This window comes from Pseudomonas sp. Leaf127 (assembly GCF_001423155.1).
In the GTDB taxonomy this organism is placed as follows: Bacteria; Pseudomonadota; Gammaproteobacteria; order Pseudomonadales; family Pseudomonadaceae; genus Aquipseudomonas; species Aquipseudomonas ovata.
Genome location: NZ_LMOA01000020.1, coordinates 448,220 through 464,912, shown reverse-complemented (window position 1 = coordinate 464,912; position 16,693 = coordinate 448,220). Strand labels below are relative to the sequence as shown.

General features: G+C 63.4%; 14 protein-coding genes. 5 read left to right on the top strand and 9 right to left on the bottom strand.

What is annotated here, in order from left to right:
* Nucleotides 1–179 precede the first annotated feature (179 nt).
* On the top strand, nt 180–2,234 hold the full coding sequence (paaZ, locus tag ASF84_RS12780) for a phenylacetic acid degradation bifunctional protein PaaZ (RefSeq protein ID WP_056838835.1): 2,055 nt from the start codon (nt 180–182) through the stop codon (nt 2,232–2,234).
* Between the two features lie 11 nt (nt 2,235–2,245).
* Here paaZ and ASF84_RS12775 read toward each other — a convergent pair whose 3' ends face one another.
* The 6 genes from ASF84_RS12775 to ASF84_RS12750 form a co-directional block, all read right to left on the bottom strand.
* A complete protein-coding gene (locus ASF84_RS12775) occupies nt 2,246–3,445 on the bottom strand; it encodes a GGDEF domain-containing protein (RefSeq protein ID WP_056838832.1) in 1,200 nt (399 codons plus the stop codon).
* Between the two features lie 127 nt (nt 3,446–3,572).
* Nucleotides 3,573–4,322: a GGDEF domain-containing protein gene (locus ASF84_RS12770; protein ID WP_056838830.1), complete on the bottom strand. Its 750-nt coding sequence runs from the start codon at nt 4,320–4,322 to the stop codon at nt 3,573–3,575.
* A 12-nt stretch (nt 4,323–4,334) separates the two neighbouring features.
* On the bottom strand, nt 4,335–4,724 hold the full coding sequence (locus ASF84_RS12765) for a DUF1987 domain-containing protein (RefSeq protein WP_056838828.1): 390 nt from the start codon (nt 4,722–4,724) through the stop codon (nt 4,335–4,337).
* Nucleotides 4,725–4,741: 17 nt separating this feature from the next.
* Nucleotides 4,742–5,317, bottom strand: coding sequence for a SiaB family protein kinase (locus ASF84_RS12760; protein ID WP_056838825.1), 576 nt, complete (start codon nt 5,315–5,317; stop codon nt 4,742–4,744).
* The gene (locus ASF84_RS12755; protein ID WP_056839087.1) at nt 5,310–6,539 is read right to left on the bottom strand and encodes a SpoIIE family protein phosphatase; all 1,230 of its coding nucleotides are present in this window, start codon (nt 6,537–6,539) and stop codon (nt 5,310–5,312) included. Before ASF84_RS12755 ends, ASF84_RS12760 begins: the two co-directional genes overlap by 8 nt.
* Nucleotides 6,540–6,904: 365 nt before the next feature.
* Entirely contained in the window at nt 6,905–7,786 is an 882-nt protein-coding gene (locus ASF84_RS12750; RefSeq protein WP_056838823.1) for a LysR family transcriptional regulator, read from the bottom strand.
* A gap of 98 nt (nt 7,787–7,884) precedes the next feature.
* Here ASF84_RS12750 and ASF84_RS12745 point away from each other — a divergent pair, with 98 nt between their 5' ends.
* Both ASF84_RS12745 and ASF84_RS12740 read left to right on the top strand, forming a co-directional pair.
* The gene (locus ASF84_RS12745) at nt 7,885–8,358 is read left to right on the top strand and encodes a multidrug/biocide efflux PACE transporter (protein WP_056838821.1); all 474 of its coding nucleotides are present in this window, start codon (nt 7,885–7,887) and stop codon (nt 8,356–8,358) included.
* Nucleotides 8,359–8,444: 86 nt separating this feature from the next.
* A complete protein-coding gene (locus ASF84_RS12740) occupies nt 8,445–9,278 on the top strand; it encodes a PhzF family phenazine biosynthesis protein (protein WP_056838819.1) in 834 nt (277 codons plus the stop codon).
* A gap of 134 nt (nt 9,279–9,412) precedes the next feature.
* On the opposite strand, the gene ASF84_RS12735 is transcribed toward ASF84_RS12740, so the two are convergent.
* Nucleotides 9,413–10,600, bottom strand: coding sequence for an MFS transporter (locus tag ASF84_RS12735; RefSeq protein WP_056838816.1), 1,188 nt, complete (start codon nt 10,598–10,600; stop codon nt 9,413–9,415).
* A 274-nt stretch (nt 10,601–10,874) separates the two neighbouring features.
* Between ASF84_RS12735 and rarD the strand changes: the two genes are divergently transcribed.
* Nucleotides 10,875–11,759: an EamA family transporter RarD gene (rarD, locus tag ASF84_RS12730; protein WP_056838814.1), complete on the top strand. Its 885-nt coding sequence runs from the start codon at nt 10,875–10,877 to the stop codon at nt 11,757–11,759.
* Between the two features lie 739 nt (nt 11,760–12,498).
* Here rarD and zapE read toward each other — a convergent pair.
* Both zapE and ASF84_RS12720 read right to left on the bottom strand, forming a co-directional pair.
* A complete protein-coding gene (zapE, locus tag ASF84_RS12725; RefSeq protein ID WP_056838812.1) occupies nt 12,499–13,620 on the bottom strand; it encodes a cell division protein ZapE in 1,122 nt (373 codons plus the stop codon).
* 20 nt (nt 13,621–13,640) lie between these two features.
* On the bottom strand, nt 13,641–15,083 hold the full coding sequence (locus ASF84_RS12720; protein WP_056838810.1) for a SulP family inorganic anion transporter: 1,443 nt from the start codon (nt 15,081–15,083) through the stop codon (nt 13,641–13,643).
* A 183-nt stretch (nt 15,084–15,266) separates the two neighbouring features.
* Here ASF84_RS12720 and ampC point away from each other — a divergent pair, with 183 nt between their 5' ends.
* Nucleotides 15,267–16,505, top strand: a complete 1,239-nt coding sequence (gene ampC / locus ASF84_RS12715; RefSeq protein ID WP_236709417.1) for a class C beta-lactamase — start codon at nt 15,267–15,269, stop codon at nt 16,503–16,505.
* Nucleotides 16,506–16,693 lie beyond the last annotated feature (188 nt).

Genomic DNA, 16,693 nt, shown 5'->3' with positions numbered 1-16,693 from the left:
GACCGGCTGCGTTAGCAGTCGTAAATTTGTGGCGTTTCGCAAATTTTGAATGTGTTCACAACCACGAATTTGTAGCGTTTCATCAATTTTGCGAGCGCTACGCACTCGGTCGCGGGCAAGCGCGCTCCTACCAGGCGCCCGGCCTTGAATGATTGGAATGACCTATGGAGACTTTCTTGATGAGCAACGCCCCTACCCTGCAAAGCTTCATCGGCGGCCGCTGGATCGGCCAGCATGGCGCCTCGATCCTGCGCAGCGCCATCAACGGCCAGGGCATCGCCCGCACCCATGAAGAATCACCGGATTTCGGCGAGGCGCTGGATCACGCCCGGCAGCAGGGCCTGAGCCAGTTGCTGGCGCTGGACTTCCAGCAGCGCGCCGCACGCTTGCGCGACCTGGGCAAATACCTGCTCGAACACAAGGAACAGCTCTACGCCTTGTCGCTGCACAGCGGCGCCACCCGTGGCGACAGCTGGGTCGACATCGAAGGCGGTGCCGGCACCCTGTTCGCCTACGCCAGCCTGGGCCGACGCGAACTGCCGTCGGGCAATCTGGTGCATGAAGGCCCGGCCATGCCGCTGGGCAAGCTGGGCCAGTTTGTCGGCAGCCATATCCTGGTGCCGCGCGGCGGCGTCGCGGTGCACATCAATGCGTTCAACTTCCCGATCTGGGGCATGCTGGAAAAGTTCGCACCGAGCTTCCTGGCCGGCATGCCGTGCATCGTCAAGCCGGCCACCGCCACCAGCTACCTGACCGAAGCCACCGTGCGCCTGATGCACGCCTCCGGCCTGCTGCCCGCCGGCAGCCTGCAACTGATCATCGGCGGCACTGGTGATCTGCTCGACCGCCTCAACGGCCAGGACGTGGTGACCTTTACCGGTTCAGCCGACACCGCCGCCAAGCTGCGGGTCAATGCCAACCTGATTCGCCAGTCGGTGCCGTTCAATGCCGAGGCCGACTCGCTGAACTGCGCCATCCTGGCGCCGGAAGTCACCCCGGACGATCCTGAGTTCGAGCTGTTCATCAAGGAAGTGGCGCGGGAAATGACCGTCAAGGCCGGCCAGAAGTGCACAGCCATCCGCCGCGCCATCGTCCCGGCCCGGCACATCGACGCGGTGGCCGAAAAGCTGCGCGAGCGGCTGGCCAAGGTGGTCACCGGCGATCCGTCGGTAGAAGGCGTGCGCATGGGCCCGCTGGCCTCCCACGCCCAACAGAACGATGTGGCCGAGCGCGTGCAGGCCCTGCTGGCCAGCAGTGACCTGTTGCTGGGGGCCGGCGACGGCTTTGCCCCGCGTGGCGAGGGCGTGGCCGAAGGTGCGTTCTTTGCCCCGACCCTGCTGCGCAGCCGCAACCCGCATGCCGAGGGCGGCGCCCATGACATCGAAGCCTTTGGCCCGGTCAGCACGCTGATGGCCTATGACGACCTGGACGAAGCCATCGCCCTGGCCGCCCGCGGCAAGGGCAGCCTGGTCGCCAGCCTGATCACCAAAGACCCGAAGGTCGCGGCCAAAGTGGTGCCGGCCGCTGCTGCCCTGCATGGCCGCTTGCACATTCTGGACCGCGAATCAGCGGCCGAATCCACCGGCCATGGCTCGCCGCTGCCGCAGCTCAAGCACGGCGGCCCGGGCCGCGCCGGTGGCGGCGAAGAGCTGGGCGGCCTGCGCGCGGTCAAGCACTACCTGCAACGCACCGCCGTGCAAGGCTCGCCGAGCATGCTGATGGCGGTCACCGGCGAATACGTACGCGGCGCGGCGCTGTACGAGACCGAGGTGCACCCGTTCCGCCGCCACTTCGAAGACCTGCGCATCGGTGAGTCGTTGCTGACCCACCGCCGCACCGTGACCGAAGCCGACCTGGTCAACTTTGGCTGTTTGTCGGGGGACCACTTCTATATGCACTTCGATGACATTGCCGCCAAGGAATCGCAGTTCGGCAAGCGCATCGCCCACGGCTACTTCGTGCTCTCGGCGGCGGCGGGGCTGTTCGTCTCGCCAGCACCGGGCCCGGTATTGGCCAACTATGGGCTGGACACCCTGCGCTTCATCAACCCGGTGGGCATCGGCGACACCATCCGGGCGCGGCTGACCTGCAAGCGCAAGATCGACCAAGGCAAGCTCAGCGCCAAGGACGAACCGCAAGGCGTAGTGGCCTGGGATGTCGAAGTCACCAACCAGAACGGCGAGCTGGTGGCCAGCTACGACATCCTGACCCTGGTGCTCAAACGCCCGGCCTGAGGTAACAGACCCTAGTCCTGCGCCCCGACCACTTCAACCCGGTCGCGGTGCTGTTTGGCGCGGTACAGCGCATGGTCGACGGCGTTGAGCAAGGCATCGAAGCTCTGGGCCGGTTGCTGGCAATCGGTCTGGGTCAGGCCGGCGCTGAAGGCCAGGCGCAGCGGTAGCACCGGGTCCAGTTCGCGTCCCAGCAGCGCCTCGCGCAAACGGGTCATGAACACCTGGGCCTGGGCAATGTCCGTGCGCGGGAACAGCAACAGAAACTCCTCCCCACCCCAGCGCACAAACACGTCCGAATGTCGCTTGAGCGCAAACACCGTGTCGGCAAACACCTGCAAGGCGCTGTCGCCCACGGCATGGCCGTGCTTGTCGTTGATGTTCTTGAAGTGGTCCAGGTCGATCATCGCCACCGCCATCGGGTAACGTCCCAATGCGGCCTGCGCCCATTCCTGGGTCAGGATCGCCTGCGCACCCCGGCGGTTCAGCGCCCCGGTCAGCACATCGGTGATGCTCAGCTTCAGCGCCTGCATGCGCAGTTGCTCCTGCAGCATCAAGGCAAAGCTCAGGGTCAGCAGGAACGACACGACAAAATCCACCAGCAGGGCCATGCGCGAGGGCATGTCTGGCTCATCGAAGGGTAGCGGCGGTATCGGCTCCAGCAGCAAGCCGATGGCCGACCAGGCATGAAAGCCCAGGGCAAACACCAGGGTGACGATGATGCCCCAGACGCCCCGGTACTGCGTACGCAGCTTCAGGCTGACACGCAATTGCAGCACCGCGACCAGCATGACCATGCCCGAAAACCATGGCAGCACCCACGAGGTGTCGAGCAGGACCCACGCCCCGGCCAGGTACACCAGCGGCGGTATCAGCACCAGCCGCGCCTGCGCCACCCGCGTGCCGGCATCGCCAAGAAAATGCCACAAGGCCAGGGTATGGAAACCGATGCTGGTGATCAGTAGCCCGGTGCTGGCCAACAGCGCAGCCCGGGGCGAGAGAATTTCCAGCCATGACAGTTGTGGCATCAGCAAGCCGGGCTGGAGCATTTCCGAGACGCGATAACCGGTGTTGAGCACCTCGCCGAGCAACCACCAGTGCAGTGCAGCATGACGCCTGCCCGGCCCGACATAGGACAGGCACAGCAGCAAGGCGGTCATGATCCCGAACGGGATGACGATCAGCAGCAGGGAAAAGGGATCGCTGAGTAACATAAGAGCGCTTTGTCAGGAAAGGATCACGTACGAGTGCGGATTATGGCAGAACGCCATGTTCCTGACGCTGACCTGCCGTCCGATGTTGCAACATCCGTCAAGCGCCCGCGTACACCTCCCATGCTCCTCAAGTATCGGCCTGCTCCACGCGGTTGCGCCCACCGCGCTTGGCCTTGTACAAGGCGCTATCAGCCTGGCTGTAGGCGCTGTCGAAACAGGTCCCGGCCGGGCTGGCACTGACCCCGAAGCTGGCACAGATGCGCCGGTCGACCGGCGCCGGGAACACATGGGCAGCGACGGCTGCGCACATGGCGTGTGCCAGGGCCAGGCCCTCGGACAACGTGCCGCCGGGCAGCAGCACAGTAAACTCCTCGCCGCCGACCCGGCCGATGATCCCGCCCTGGCCGACAATGCCGTGCAGGCACTCGACAATGCCGCGAATCACCGCGTCGCCGGCCGGGTGGCCAAAATCGTCATTGACCTGCTTGAAGTGATCGATATCGAGCACGATCAGTACCGCACCGGTGCTTTGCAGCATGCCCCTGGCCTGTTCGATCACCGCGCCGCGGTTGAGCACGCCGGTCAGCGCATCGTGGGTGGCGCGGTACTCCAGTTGTTCGGCCAGGGCCTGCAATTGCAGATTAAGGGCGTTCATGTCGCGCTCGGCCCGGTCGCTGCGGGTAATCAGGCGCCGGGTTTCACGAATCAGCCGTTCGAAATGCCCGGTCAGTTCGGTCAGTGACTGGCGATAAACTGCCGCATCGGCATCGGCCAGTGCCAGGATCGAGCGGGCCTGCAGCAAGGCCTCGGTCTCGCCACTGAACAGGTCCAGCGCCTGGTCGGCCCGGACGCTGGCCACAGAACCTGCAGTTACCATGACAAACGTTCCTCAGGAAATCGAAACGGGATGATCATTGAAGGTCAAGGCCGTGAAGTCGGCCTTCAACTCTTCACCAAATTCAAAGATTGTTTCGTCTTCTTCGTCGTAATACCAGTTGACCACGATGGTGTTGCCCGCCCCGGCAGCGGCGTCGAGGGTGTCGAAAATGCTGAACAGCATCTTGGTGCTGGAGCTGTTGAAGTACGCCAGGGCAATGTTCGCGGTGATCGAGACACCGCTGCACTGCGCCAGAAAATCGCGCAGCCGTTGCACCACCGGCGCATAGAAGGCGGCGGCATTTTCCGGGTACGACTCGCCCTTGAGGCTCAACAGGTGCTGGTCGAAACGAAAGTCGACCTCCGGCGAAGTGGCAGTGGCTTCGACAAAAAAGTTGTCCATGGCAATCAATCACTCTTTCAAATAGTGGCTTTGAGGCAGAACAAGGTGGTGTCCGGGTCTTGCGGCCTGGGCTGGAAGCTGTATTCCAGCGGCGCGCTGGCATCGCGGGCCATGGTCAGGAACCCCAGCCCGGCGCCTTTGCTGCCTTCAGGGGTTTCGGCGCGCAGCGACACCTTGTAGGCCTGTTTGATTTCCTCGACCGACATGCCGCGCAGCGGTTCGAGGCTGGCGCGCAAGCGCTCGACTTCGCTGCTGGCCACAGGATTGGCACACAGCATCACAAAACGGTCGTGGTCGGTGCTGATGCACACCGCGCCCTGGCGCAGCCCAGGCGTATCATCGGCCGACTCGCCCAAGGCATCGGCGGAGTAATGCACGATGTTCTGCGACAGCTCGATGAACGAGGAAAACAGCTTGCGCCGGGTCGGTGCACCGACGCCGGACACCTGCAATTGCAGCTTGACGACTTCGGCCATGGCCGAAACCACGCTGTGGGAGAAATAGCCCATGTGGTAGAAAATCACGTTGCGCTGCTGGGCAACGTCGAAAAAGCTCATGTCCTGCTCTGCTGTGGCGCCTGGCAAATTAATCATCAACGCTCCTGAGTCGCGCGCAAAAGAAAGTCAGATCGTCTCGCCGGTTCTGCTGGCCCTGCCAGTGCTCCAGCGCCTGCAACACCTGCTGGCCGATCCCGGCAGCCGGTTTGTCACGGTTGGCCTGCAGCGTCTCCAGCACCCGGCGCTTGCCGAAAGCGATGCTTTTGGCGCCGCCAATCTGGTCGGTCAAGCCATCGGTGGTGATGAACAGCAGGCTGCCGGGACAGACCGGCACGCTCTGTGCCGCCCACTGGTAGTCCGTTGCGCTGTCGACATAGCCCACGCCCATGCGCTGGCCGGCAATGACCTCGAACTGCTCGGCCTCCGGAGGCAGCACGTACAACGACAGGCGGGCGCCGGCAAAGCGCAAGGACCAGGTGTGAGTATCGAACCAGAAGAACGCCGCATCCAGGCCATCGTCGGACGATGAGGTGCCGTCCAGGCGTTGGGTCTGATCCTGGCCAAGCATGTGTTTGACGCTCTTGTTCACCGCCGACAACAGCGCGGCCGGGTTGCGCGGCCCGTACTGGTCCAGTGCCTGGCTCAGCGCCGAAGACGCGATCAGGGTCATGAACGCGCCCGGCACGCCGTGGCCGGTGCAGTCGGCAATGGCGCCGAACCAGCCGTCGGGGTACTGGGCAAAATGGTAGAAGTCGCCACCCACTACATCACGCGGCTCCCAGACCAGGGCTGCATCAGGCAGGATCGCCGTCAGCGCCTCGCGCGAGGCGCGCAGCATGGCGCGCTGGATAACGCTGGCGTACTCGATGCTTTGCATCATCTGGCGGTTCTTTTCGGCCTGCATGGCCGCCACCACGGCAATCAACTGCAAACCGCTGCCCAACCCGGCGAAGCGGCCTTCACGCGTGACCACAAAGCCATCGGCCAGGGCCTTCTCACCGAACTCGACGGTCTTGAAGGTCAATTCCTCGATGCTCATGCCGGCATCGACGATCAACGGCTCCTTGTCCATGAAAGCGATGCAGCTTTTCTTGTCGTACAGTTCGCGGTGGTACAGCTTGCTCATCTGCGACATGAAGATGTTGCGGTTGATCAGGCCGATCGGCCGCTGCTGTTCGACCACCGCCAGGCACACCAGCTCACGCTGGTCGGTGAAGATTTCCATGACCTGCGAATTGGGCGCATCGACATCGATGGCGGGTACGTCATTACACAAATCGCCGGCACACTTGTGGTCCCGAGGCACGCGGGGACGCATGAATTGAAAATGCTCTGCTTTCATTGCCGGGCCATTGCGCGTACGTAAATGGATGACCCTAAGCCGGCGATGTTAAAGTGATATTACAAAGCACCCAATGCCGATGAACGGTGCTCTTTTCGCTGGGTATCGAATCTCCTTGTGTAGGAGCGCGCTCTGCCCGCGACCGAGTGCGTAGCGCTCGCAAAATCTCCAAAACGCTGAAAATCTGCAGCGAATGACCGAAAAATTTATGAAACGCTGAAAATTTACGACTGCTAACGCAGCCGGTCGCGGGCAGAGCGCGCTCCTACAGGGGGTCAATTTCAAATCAGAGGGTTATTTTTACTTGATCAACGCACGCGGCTCCTGACCTCAGGCCCCGGTCAAGCCCACCCCGGGATCAGCGTTTCAAGCAGCCACGCCCCGGCCGGGCCCAGGCGGTGCTGGCGCGACCAGATCACATCCACCGCCGAGCTGCGTGGCCAGCCGGGCACGTTGAGTTCCTTGAGCCGCCCGCCCGCATAGCCGGACACCAGCCAGCGCGGCAGGGCCGACCAGCCAAAGCCGAATGCGGCCATGTCCATCAGCAGCAGGTAGTTGGGTGCCGACCACTGACTGCAATTGCCGGCGGGCAAATCGTCGGTGGGAACAGCGTTCTCGACCAGCGTATTGAGGCGCAGGGCGCGGTGCTGGTCCAGTTGCACGTAATTGACCGTCTCGAACGCCGCCAATGGATGCTTGTGTCCGACGAACAGACCGAAATCAGCGCATTCGGCAATGGTCGCGTGGCCGATTTCCGGCGGATAGCTGGCCTGGGCCGAAAGCAGTCCCAGGCAGGCGCGGCCACTCTGGATCAGGTTGACGGCATCACCGTGCTCGGCGAAAACGCATTCAAGCTCCAGGTCGGGAAAGCGCGTATCCAGCTCGCCCATGCGCACTTCGAATTCGGCGAACTGGTTGGCATCGGACAACACCAGGGTCAGGCGCGGCTCGATGCCCTGGGCCAGGCGTGCGGCTGTGCGTTGCAGGCGGTCGGTGGCGCAGAGGATGTCTTCGACGCGCACCAGCATGGCCTTGCCCGCTTCGGTCAGCACCGGCTGACGGGCCGAGCGGTCGAACAGTTCCAGGCCCAGGTCGATTTCCAGCCGGGCGATGGCTTCGCTGATGGTCGACTGGCGCTTGCCCAGCCGCCGTGCAGCGGCACTGAACGAGCCCAGCGCATTGATTTGCACAAAAGCTTCGAGCGCTTCGGGGGAATAACTCATGGTTGCCGTCTCTATCGGTTTTCCCGATGGTAACCAATTTCTCGAGCACAGAATAACCGATGACAATCAGACCTCTTTCGTAATCCGGTGCTGCTGCCATGACCTCATCCCAACCGGCCCTGCCGGCCAAAACCCTCAAGGAGCGCGTTGTGCATGCGCTGCTGTTCGAAACTTTGGGTGTGCTGATCTGCGCGCCGCTGCTGGCCTGGCTGCTGGATTATTCGCTGGGAACAATGGGCGCGCTGACGATCATGATCTCCACAGCCGCCATGCTCTGGAACATGCTGTTCAATACCCTGTTTGACCGCCTTCGAAACCGCTTGCGGTTTGAGATGACCTTTGGCGCACGCGTGCTGCATGCATTGGGTTTCGAGGGCGGGCTGATTCTGGTAGTCGTGCCGATAGTAGCGTGGTGGCTGTCGATCAGCCTGTGGCAGGCGTTCTGGCTCGACATCGGTGTGCTGTTGTTCTTTTTGCCTTACACCATGGCGTTCAACTGGGGCTACGACATGCTGCGCGAGCGGGTGATGCGTGACAAACCGGCCACGGCCAACGGTGTCTGCAACAACTGATACGGTCAATGCCCGACGAGCTGTACGAGGCCCTCGCCGGCCAGTTGTCGCACACTGTGTCGATCAACAATCAGGAGTGTTAATCGATGAGCACAGACATTCTCAAGCTGGCGGCCTTCAGCGATGGCGACCAGGGCGGTAACCCGGCTGGCGTCTGGATCGGCGAGGCGTTGCCCGACGAGGCGACGATGCAACGCATTGCCGCCGAGGTCGGCTTTTCCGAAACCGCCTTCGCGGCGCCGCTGGATGACGGCTGGCGCGTGCGTTATTTCTCGCCGCTGGCCGAAGTGCCATTCTGTGGCCACGCCACCATTGCTTTGGGTGCAGCATTGGCCGCTCGCAACGGTGATGGGGTGTTCAAGCTGCAATTGAACCAGGCACACATCACGGTCGAAGGCCATGCGCAGGGCCAACGGGTCTCGGCGGCCTTGCAATCGCCGCCCACCCACAGCCAACTGGCCGACGAGGCGCTGGTGGACGAAGCGCTGGCGCTGTTCGGTTATCGCCGCGACGAGCTGGACCTGCGCATCCCGCCGGCACGGATCAATGGCGGTGCCGGGCATCTGGTGCTGGCCCTGAACAGCCGCGAGGCGCTCAGGGCCATGCGCTATGACCAGGCGGCCGGCCATGCGCTGATGGTGCGCGAGAACTGGGCAACCATTTTGCTGGTGTTCGCTGAAAGCGAGCAGTCGTTCCATACCCGCAACCCGTTCGCCTTCGGTGGGGTCTATGAAGACCCGGCCACCGGTGCGGCCACCGCCGCCCTGGCCGGTTACCTGCGCGACATCGGCTGGCCGCATGGCGGGGTGATCGACATCCTGCAGGGCGAAGACATGGGCAGCCCGTCGCGGCTGCGGGCCGAGATCACCGACCAGCCCGGCGCTTCGATCCGGGTTTCGGGGATGGCGCGGTATTTGTGATTGGGTGGTTAGGTGTTTGGGCTGTTGTGTGCTTTCTGTGAGAGGGTTCCGGCCCGAAGAGGGTCGCAGCCCCTCTGACAAATCGCCATACACCGTCCAGACACCCCTTAAAAGAAAACCCGGAAAACCACGTATCAAGCCCTCAACCGCGCCCCACTGACCGCCACCCCCAGCAGCATCACCGCCACGATCATGAAGGCCGTCGCCAGGCTGCTTACATGCGCAATAAAGCCGATCGCCGCCGGCCCCATCAGAATCCCGGCATACCCCAGCGTCGTCACCGCCGGAATCGCCACGCTTTCGGGCATCGCGGTCTGCCGGCCAGCGGCGCTGTAGCACACCGGCACGATATTCGAACAGCCCGCCCCCACCAGCGCATACCCCAGCAACGCCGCCTCCCAGGCCGGCACCACAGTCGACAACGCCAGCCCGACGGCCGCCAGCAACCCGCCGAGAATGATCACCCGATTAGGACCGACCCGGCGCACAATGGCATCGCCAAACAACCGCCCCAGGGTCATGGTCACCGCAAACACCGCATACCCCAGCCCCGCCCAGGCCGTGTCCATGCTGCGCACCGAACTCAGGAACACTGCGCTCCAGTCCAGCATCGCCCCTTCGGCCAGAAACACGGTAAAGCACAACAACCCGATAAACAGTACCACCCCGCGCGGAATGGCAAACGACGGCCCATCAGTCGAGCCGCCATAAGGCAACAGGTGCGGCCTGGCCTTGAACAAGGTCAGCAAGGTCAACACCACGACCACCAGGATCGCCACCAGCGGCGAGGCCCCCAGCCCCAGCAGCGCACTGACGCCGGCCGCCCCCACGATGCCGCCCAGGCTGAACAAGCCATGAAACCCCGACATCATGGTCTTGCCGCTGGCACGCTCGACGATCACCGCCTGGATATTGGCCGTGCAGTCGACCCCTCCCATGCCGATGCCGAACACAAACAGGGCCGCCACCAGCAGCGGCAGGCTCGACACCGTCGCCAGCAACGGCAGGCACAGGCAGATCAACAGTGTCGAGCCCACCAGCAGTCGCCGGCAGCCCCAGCGCGCCGCCAGGGCGCCCGCCACCGGCATGGCGCTGATCGATCCGACCCCCAGGCACAGCAGCAACAGGCCCAGCATGCCGTCGTCCAGCCCGACGCGGGCCTTGGCATAAGGCACCAAGGGCGCCCAGGCGGCCATGCTGAAACCGGCGATGAAAAAGGCCAGCCGCGTGGCGGTCTGTTGCTGCTGGGCGTTACTGCCCGTGGCGTTACTGCCCGTGGCGGTACTGCCCGTGGCGGCGTCAGGGTGTTCAAAAGATGTCATGCAAACTCCTTGTAAAAGGCTGCGTAAAGGTCGATGGGCATGCGCAATCAGACGCGCGAAGACCGTAGGTGTTCAGCCCGGCACCTGGCCGGATAAAGCGTGAAGCCGTGCGCTGAAAGTGACCGTGAGCGACCTGGGCGCACTATTTTCCGCCAACTTGCACCACAATTGACTACGCAACTGTTCTGAATCGTGAACAGTGCCTAGAATACGCGCAAATCTGCCCCGATTCGGTGCAAGTCCTCACACCCTCATCTCCATCCAAGAGTCCGTCGTGCATAAAGGCATCGCGCTGTCGGTACTGGCTTCCTGCCTGTTCGGGGTCATGTACTTCTATACCTCCTTGATGACCCCGCTGACCGGCGAGGAAATCTTCGGTTGGCGCATGTTGCTGACCGTTCCTTGCGTGACGCTGTTCATGCTGATCAGTGGCGACTGGCCGCTGGTACGTGTCCTGGCCGTGCGCCTGTGGCGCCAGCCGGCGCTGGTGGCAGGCGTGATGCTGTCATCGGTGCTGATGGGCGCGCAATTGTTGCTGTTCATGTGGGCGCCCTTGCACGGGCGCAGCCTGGAAGTGTCACTGGGTTATTTCCTGCTGCCCCTGACCATGATCCTCACCGGGCGCGTGGTGTATGGCGAACACTTGTCGCACCTGCAGAAGATCGCGGCGGCCTTCGCCACCTTCGGGGTGGCCCACGAAGTGTGGCGAATGGGCAGTTTCTCCTGGGAGACGCTGGTGGTCGCCATCGGCTACCCGGTGTATTTCGTGCTGCGCCGCAAGCTCAAGACCGATAACCTCGGCGGGCTGTGGTTCGACATGCTGTTCATGCTGCCCATCGGGCTGTGGTTCATCGCCAGCGGCGACCCGGCCGCCGCCCAGGACACACCGCGCCTGTACCTGCTGATCCCGCTGCTGGGCGTCATCAGCGCCTCGGCGCTGGTCAGCTATATCATTGCCAGCCGCGTGTTGCCGTTCAGCCTGTTTGGCCTGCTCAGCTATGTCGAGCCGGTATTGCTGGTGGGCGTGGCGTTGCTGCTGGGCGAAAGCATCAGCGGCGACGAATGGCTGACCTACATCCCGATCTGGATGGCGGTGCTGGTGCTGGTGCTCGAAGGCGCCCGGCACCTGCTCACGCAGCGTCGCCGGGACCGGGTCTGAGCAGGTTCGATGAGCGCCCCCGGATCTCGTGCCTGACACAAGACCTGTGGGAGGCAGCAACGGTCTGGCAATAACGGGTTTACAAGCGCTGCCTGTCTATCAGCTGCCCTGTCCTCATCGTCGGATCGCCGCCCGGAGCAGAGCCCCCTCCCACCAGATTGGTGTCGCCCAAAGGCTCGGGCCTGGCACCAGACTGTGGGAGGCGGCTTGCCGGCGATGGCTATGGAGCAGACGCAGCAGATATATCGGCCTTGCCGGCCTCATCGTCGGATCGCCGCCCGCAGCAAGCCCCCTCCCACCAGATTCGTGTCGCCCAAAGGCTCGGGCCTGACACCGGACTGTGGGAGGCGGCTTGCCGGCGATGGCTATGGAGCAGACGCAGCAGATATATCGGCCTTGCCGGCCTCATCGCCGGATCGCCGCCCGCAGCAGAGCCCCCTCCCACCAGATTGGTGTCGCCCAAAGGCTCGGGCCTGGCAGCAGACTGTGGGAGGCGGCTTGCCGGCGATAGCTATGGGACAGGCGCAGCAGATGTGTGGATCTTGCTGGCCTCATCGCCGGCAAGCCSCCTCCCACCAGTTGGATGTCGCCCAAGGTCTCGGGCCTGACACCCGACTGTGGGAGGCGGCTTGCCGGCGATAGCTATGGGACAGGCGCAGCAGATGTATGGACCTTGCTGGCCTCATAGCGGGCAGAGCGCCCTTCCACCTGTTCGGCATTCGACGAAGACTGATCGGCATTAGCCCTGCGTGTCGGTAAAGCGCTGCAGCTGCATTTCCTGCAGCCGGCTCAGGGTGCGGCGGAAGGGAAATTCCAGGTAGCCCTGGGTGTAGAGCTGGTCCATCGGCGTTTGTGCCTCGATGTAGAGCGGGATACGCCGGTCGTAGCACTCGTCGACCAGGGCGATGAAGCGCCGCACGCTGTCATCCTTGGGCGACAGTTGCGGCAGCTCGCGGTCACCGGCTTTGACCTGCTCGACCCCGTCCTCGGTGCCGCGAGCGATCTTCGCCTCACGCTGCACCGCACTCAGGGCCGGCACCTCACTGATCAGCACCACGGCAAAGCGGTCGCACAGGGCGATAAAGTCCATGGCTGCCAGCGGTTGCTCGCACAGGTCGCGGTAGCGGCACCACAGCACATTGTCGGTGTGCTGCACCACGTTGATGCTGCGATAGCCAAGCATCACCTGGGTGTCGTGGGCAGGCTGGCCGCCGGTCAAGGCCTGGAAAATCTCGCCCAGCGCGCTGTCTTTGGCGCCCGGTTCCTTGACCCAGTAGCGTTGCAACAACTGCCCCGGGTGCAGGCGGTGATCTTCGCCGCCGTCGACCTCGACCACCTGCATGTAGCGCTCGATGGCCGCAATCGCCGGCAGGAAGCGCTCGCGGTTATGGCCGTGGCTGTACAGCTGGGGCGGCGGGATATTGGAGGTGCAGACCAGCACCACGCCTTCTTCGAACATGGTTTGCAGCAGGCCGCCGAGGATCACCGCATCGCCGATGTCGGTGACGAACAACTCGTCGAAACACAGCACCCGCACCTCGACCGCCAGCTCACGGGCAATGGTCGCCAGTGGCTGGGCGGTGCCGGTCAATTCGAACATGCGCTTGTGCACCCAGCGCATGAAGTGATGAAAGTGCTGGCGCCGCGCGGGCACCTGCAGGCTGTCGTAGAAGCGATCCATCAGCCAGGTCTTGCCACGCCCCACCGGCCCCCACAGGTAGATGCCCCGTGGCGTGCCCTGCCCGGCCAGGGCCTGCCAGCAGCGCTGCAACTGTTCGGCCGCCTCGCGTTGCGAAGCATCAGGCTGGAAGCCGTTCTGCAGGGCCTGTTCGTAGGCTTGCAAAGGGGGCAACGGGGTCATCGGTCACACTCCTTGTAGAGTCAATGTTGCACGCCGGCGCGGCGCAGCATGCTGCGGCAGCGCTCGGACAAGTGCACCACGCGCAGGTGCTTGCCGGCTTTTTCATAGCGCTCGCGCAGGGTCTTGAGCGCGGCGATGGCCGAGTAGTCGACAAAGCTCAGGTGCGCGCAGTCCAGGGTCACCTGGTCGGGGTCCTGCTGCGGCGAGAACTGCTCGAGAAAGCGCGTGGTCGAGGCAAAGAACAGCGTGCCGCGCACCTGGTAGACCTTGCCCTGCACGTCTGTTTCGTGGATGTCGGTGTACAAGTCACGGGCGTGTTTCCAGGCAAAGTCCAGGGCCGCGACAATGACGCCGAACAAGACGGCCATCGCCAGGTCGGTCAGGACCGTGACCACGGTCACCGCCACGATGGCCAGCATGTCGCTGGTCGGCACCTTGCGCAAGATCCGCAGCGAGGCCCAGGCAAACGTCTGCTGGGCAACCACGAACATCACTCCGACCAGCGCGGCCAGCGGAATGCGCTCGATCAACGGCGACAGGAACAGAATGAACATCAGGATCATGACCCCGGCCACGATCCCCGACAGCCGTCCGCGACCACCGGAATTCAGGTTGATCACGGTCTGGCCGATCATCGCGCAACCACCCATGCCGCCGAACGCCCCGGACACCATGTTGGCCGCGCCCAGCGCCACGCACTCGCGGTCCGGAAAGCCGCGACTCTCGGTGATTTCATCGGTGAGGTTCAGGGTCAGCAGGGTTTCCAGCAGGCCGACCATGGCCATCACCAGCGCATAGGGCGCGACGATGTACAGGGTTTCCAGGGTCCACGGCACTTGCGGCCAGGTAAAGTCCGGCAGGCCACCGGCAATGTGCGCCATGTCGCCCAGGGTGCGGGTCGGCAGGTCGAGCAGGTACACCGCAAGGCCCACACCCAGAATGGCCACCAGTGCCGGCGGCGTGGCGCGGGTCAGGCGCGGCAACAGGTAGACGATGGTCATGGTCACGGCCACCAGGCCCAGCATGATGTACAGCGCCTGGCCGCTCAGCCAGGTGTCGTCATGCTGGAAGTGCTCCAGCTGGGCCATGGCAATGACAATGGCCAGGCCGTTGACGAAGCCAAGCATCACCGGGTACGGCACCAGGCGCACCAGTTTGCCCAGGCGCAGCAGGCCGAACAGGAGCATCAGCAAACCACTGAGCAGGACCGTGGCCAGCAGGTATTGCACCCCGTGCTCGACCACCAGCGCCACGATCACCACGGCCATGGAGCCGGCCGCGCCCGAGATCATCCCCGGCCGGCCGCCGAACAGCGCGGTCAGGGTGCAGATGATGAAAGCGCCGTACAGGCCCATCAGCGGGTTGAGGTGAGCGACCAGGGCAAAGGCGATGCACTCGGGCACCAGCGCAAAGGAAGTGGTCAGGCCGGCCAGGACATCGGCGCGAATACGTTTGGGTTTCATGACTCACCAGACAGAATGCGCCGCCAGACGGGTGCGCAAAAAGCTGGCATGTTACGCAATGCCATGGCCTGCGGCCAGTCAGGCTGAAGCCCCGGACGCAAGGCAACATGTAGTGACCGAATGTTTATTGAGCCTGCCGGGTCAATCCGTATGGTCATGCCTTTCACATTGGAGTCCCCCTGAATGAGCAGAACCCCCTTTATCGCCGCCGCCATGTTCATCGGCCTGGGCTCAGGCCAGGCAAGTGCACAAGCGACCCCACCGTCCGTGTCGGCCAGCCCTGTAGCCCAACACCGGGCTGTGCTCGACCAGGCCAGGACGCAAAGCACCCGCCAGGATCAGTTGATCAAGGAGGCCATGCAACAAGTGATGAAGCAGCACGACATCGCCGGCATGGCCATCGCCGTCACCGACCACGGCACCCGACGCTTCTACAACCACGGCCTGGCCTCGAAGGACACCGGACAAGCGGTGGGTAACCAGACCCTGTTCGAACTGGGCTCGATCAGCAAGACCTTCACCGCCACCCTGGCCACCTGGGCCCAGGCGCAAGGCAAGCTGGCCTTGAGCGAACCGATCCAGACCTACCTGCCCTATCTGCAAGGCAGCCGCCTGGGCCAGGTGCCGGTGCTGCACCTGGCCACGCACACCGCTGGCGGCTTTCCTCTGCAGGTGCCAGAGCGCGTGCAGAACAACGAACAGCTCAAGGCCTATTTCAAGGCCTGGCAACCGGAGTACCTGCCCGGCACCCACCGCAGCTATGCCAACCCGAGCATCGGCCTGCTCGGGGTCATCGCTGCGCAGCGCCTGGGGCAGCCGTTCGGCCAGGCGATGGAGCAAAAGCTGTTTCCGGCACTGGGCCTGTCGAACACCTACCTGAACGTGCCGGCCGGCCAGCAAACGCTGTATGCCCAGGGCTATGACCGCCAGGGTGCACCGGTGCGTGTAAACCCCGGCGTGCTGGCCGATGAGGCTTACGGCGTGAAATCGTCCAGTGCCGACCTGATTCGCTTCATCGAGGCGCAATTGCAACCGGATGCACTCGACAAATCCCTGCAAGCGGCGATCAGGTCCACTCAGGTCGGCCACTTCACTTTCGGCCCGGCCACCCAGGCGCTGGCTTGGGAATACTACCCACCGCCAGTGAGCCTGGACGCCCTGCTGGCCGGTAACGCCAATGAAATGGCACTGCGCACCCAGCCAGTCATGACCCTGAACCCACCGATGGCACCACCGGCAGATGCCTGGATCAACAAGACCGGTTCAACCAACGGTTTTGGTGGCTACGTGGCCTTCGTGCCGGCGCGGCAACTGGGTATCGTGATTCTGGCCAATCGCAATTACCCCAATGCCGAACGGGTACGCCTGGCCGAGCGAATCGCCACGATCCTGGCCACCCGCAACACTCCTGAAACACCCTGAAAACACTGATCCAGACGCTTCAATCAAGCCTGCCGAGGCAGCGCGGCAGGCTTGAAAAATGAGCTGAACCTTGCCTGAACGATCGCAAGAAATTCGCCTTTCCCGCAAAAACAACTAGATCTTATTCGGGAATGACTATCATTATGTTACGCATTGTTTCAGTTGCAACACACTGAACCTTTCATGCG

Bases quoted from the DNA above. Each gene is read 5' to 3' on its own strand.
- zapE (WP_056838812.1), bottom strand. From the start codon at position 13,620: ATGACCCCGTTGCCCCCTTTGCAAGCCTACGAACAGGCCCTGCAGAAC.
- ASF84_RS12760 (WP_056838825.1), bottom strand. From the start codon at position 5,317: ATGATTAATTTGCCAGGCGCCACAGCAGAGCAGGACATGAGCTTTTTC.
- ASF84_RS12735 (WP_056838816.1), bottom strand. From the start codon at position 10,600: ATGACATCTTTTGAACACCCTGACGCCGCCACGGGCAGTACCGCCACG.
- paaZ (WP_056838835.1), top strand. From the start codon at position 180: ATGAGCAACGCCCCTACCCTGCAAAGCTTCATCGGCGGCCGCTGGATC.
- ampC (WP_236709417.1), top strand. From the start codon at position 15,267: ATGAGCAGAACCCCCTTTATCGCCGCCGCCATGTTCATCGGCCTGGGC.
- ASF84_RS12770 (WP_056838830.1), bottom strand. From the start codon at position 4,322: ATGGTAACTGCAGGTTCTGTGGCCAGCGTCCGGGCCGACCAGGCGCTG.
- ASF84_RS12775 (WP_056838832.1), bottom strand. From the start codon at position 3,445: ATGTTACTCAGCGATCCCTTTTCCCTGCTGCTGATCGTCATCCCGTTC.
- ASF84_RS12745 (WP_056838821.1), top strand. From the start codon at position 7,885: ATGACCTCATCCCAACCGGCCCTGCCGGCCAAAACCCTCAAGGAGCGC.
- ASF84_RS12750 (WP_056838823.1), bottom strand. From the start codon at position 7,786: ATGAGTTATTCCCCCGAAGCGCTCGAAGCTTTTGTGCAAATCAATGCG.
- ASF84_RS12755 (WP_056839087.1), bottom strand. From the start codon at position 6,539: ATGCGTCCCCGCGTGCCTCGGGACCACAAGTGTGCCGGCGATTTGTGT.
- ASF84_RS12740 (WP_056838819.1), top strand. From the start codon at position 8,445: ATGAGCACAGACATTCTCAAGCTGGCGGCCTTCAGCGATGGCGACCAG.
- ASF84_RS12765 (WP_056838828.1), bottom strand. From the start codon at position 4,724: ATGGACAACTTTTTTGTCGAAGCCACTGCCACTTCGCCGGAGGTCGAC.
- ASF84_RS12720 (WP_056838810.1), bottom strand. From the start codon at position 15,083: ATGAAACCCAAACGTATTCGCGCCGATGTCCTGGCCGGCCTGACCACT.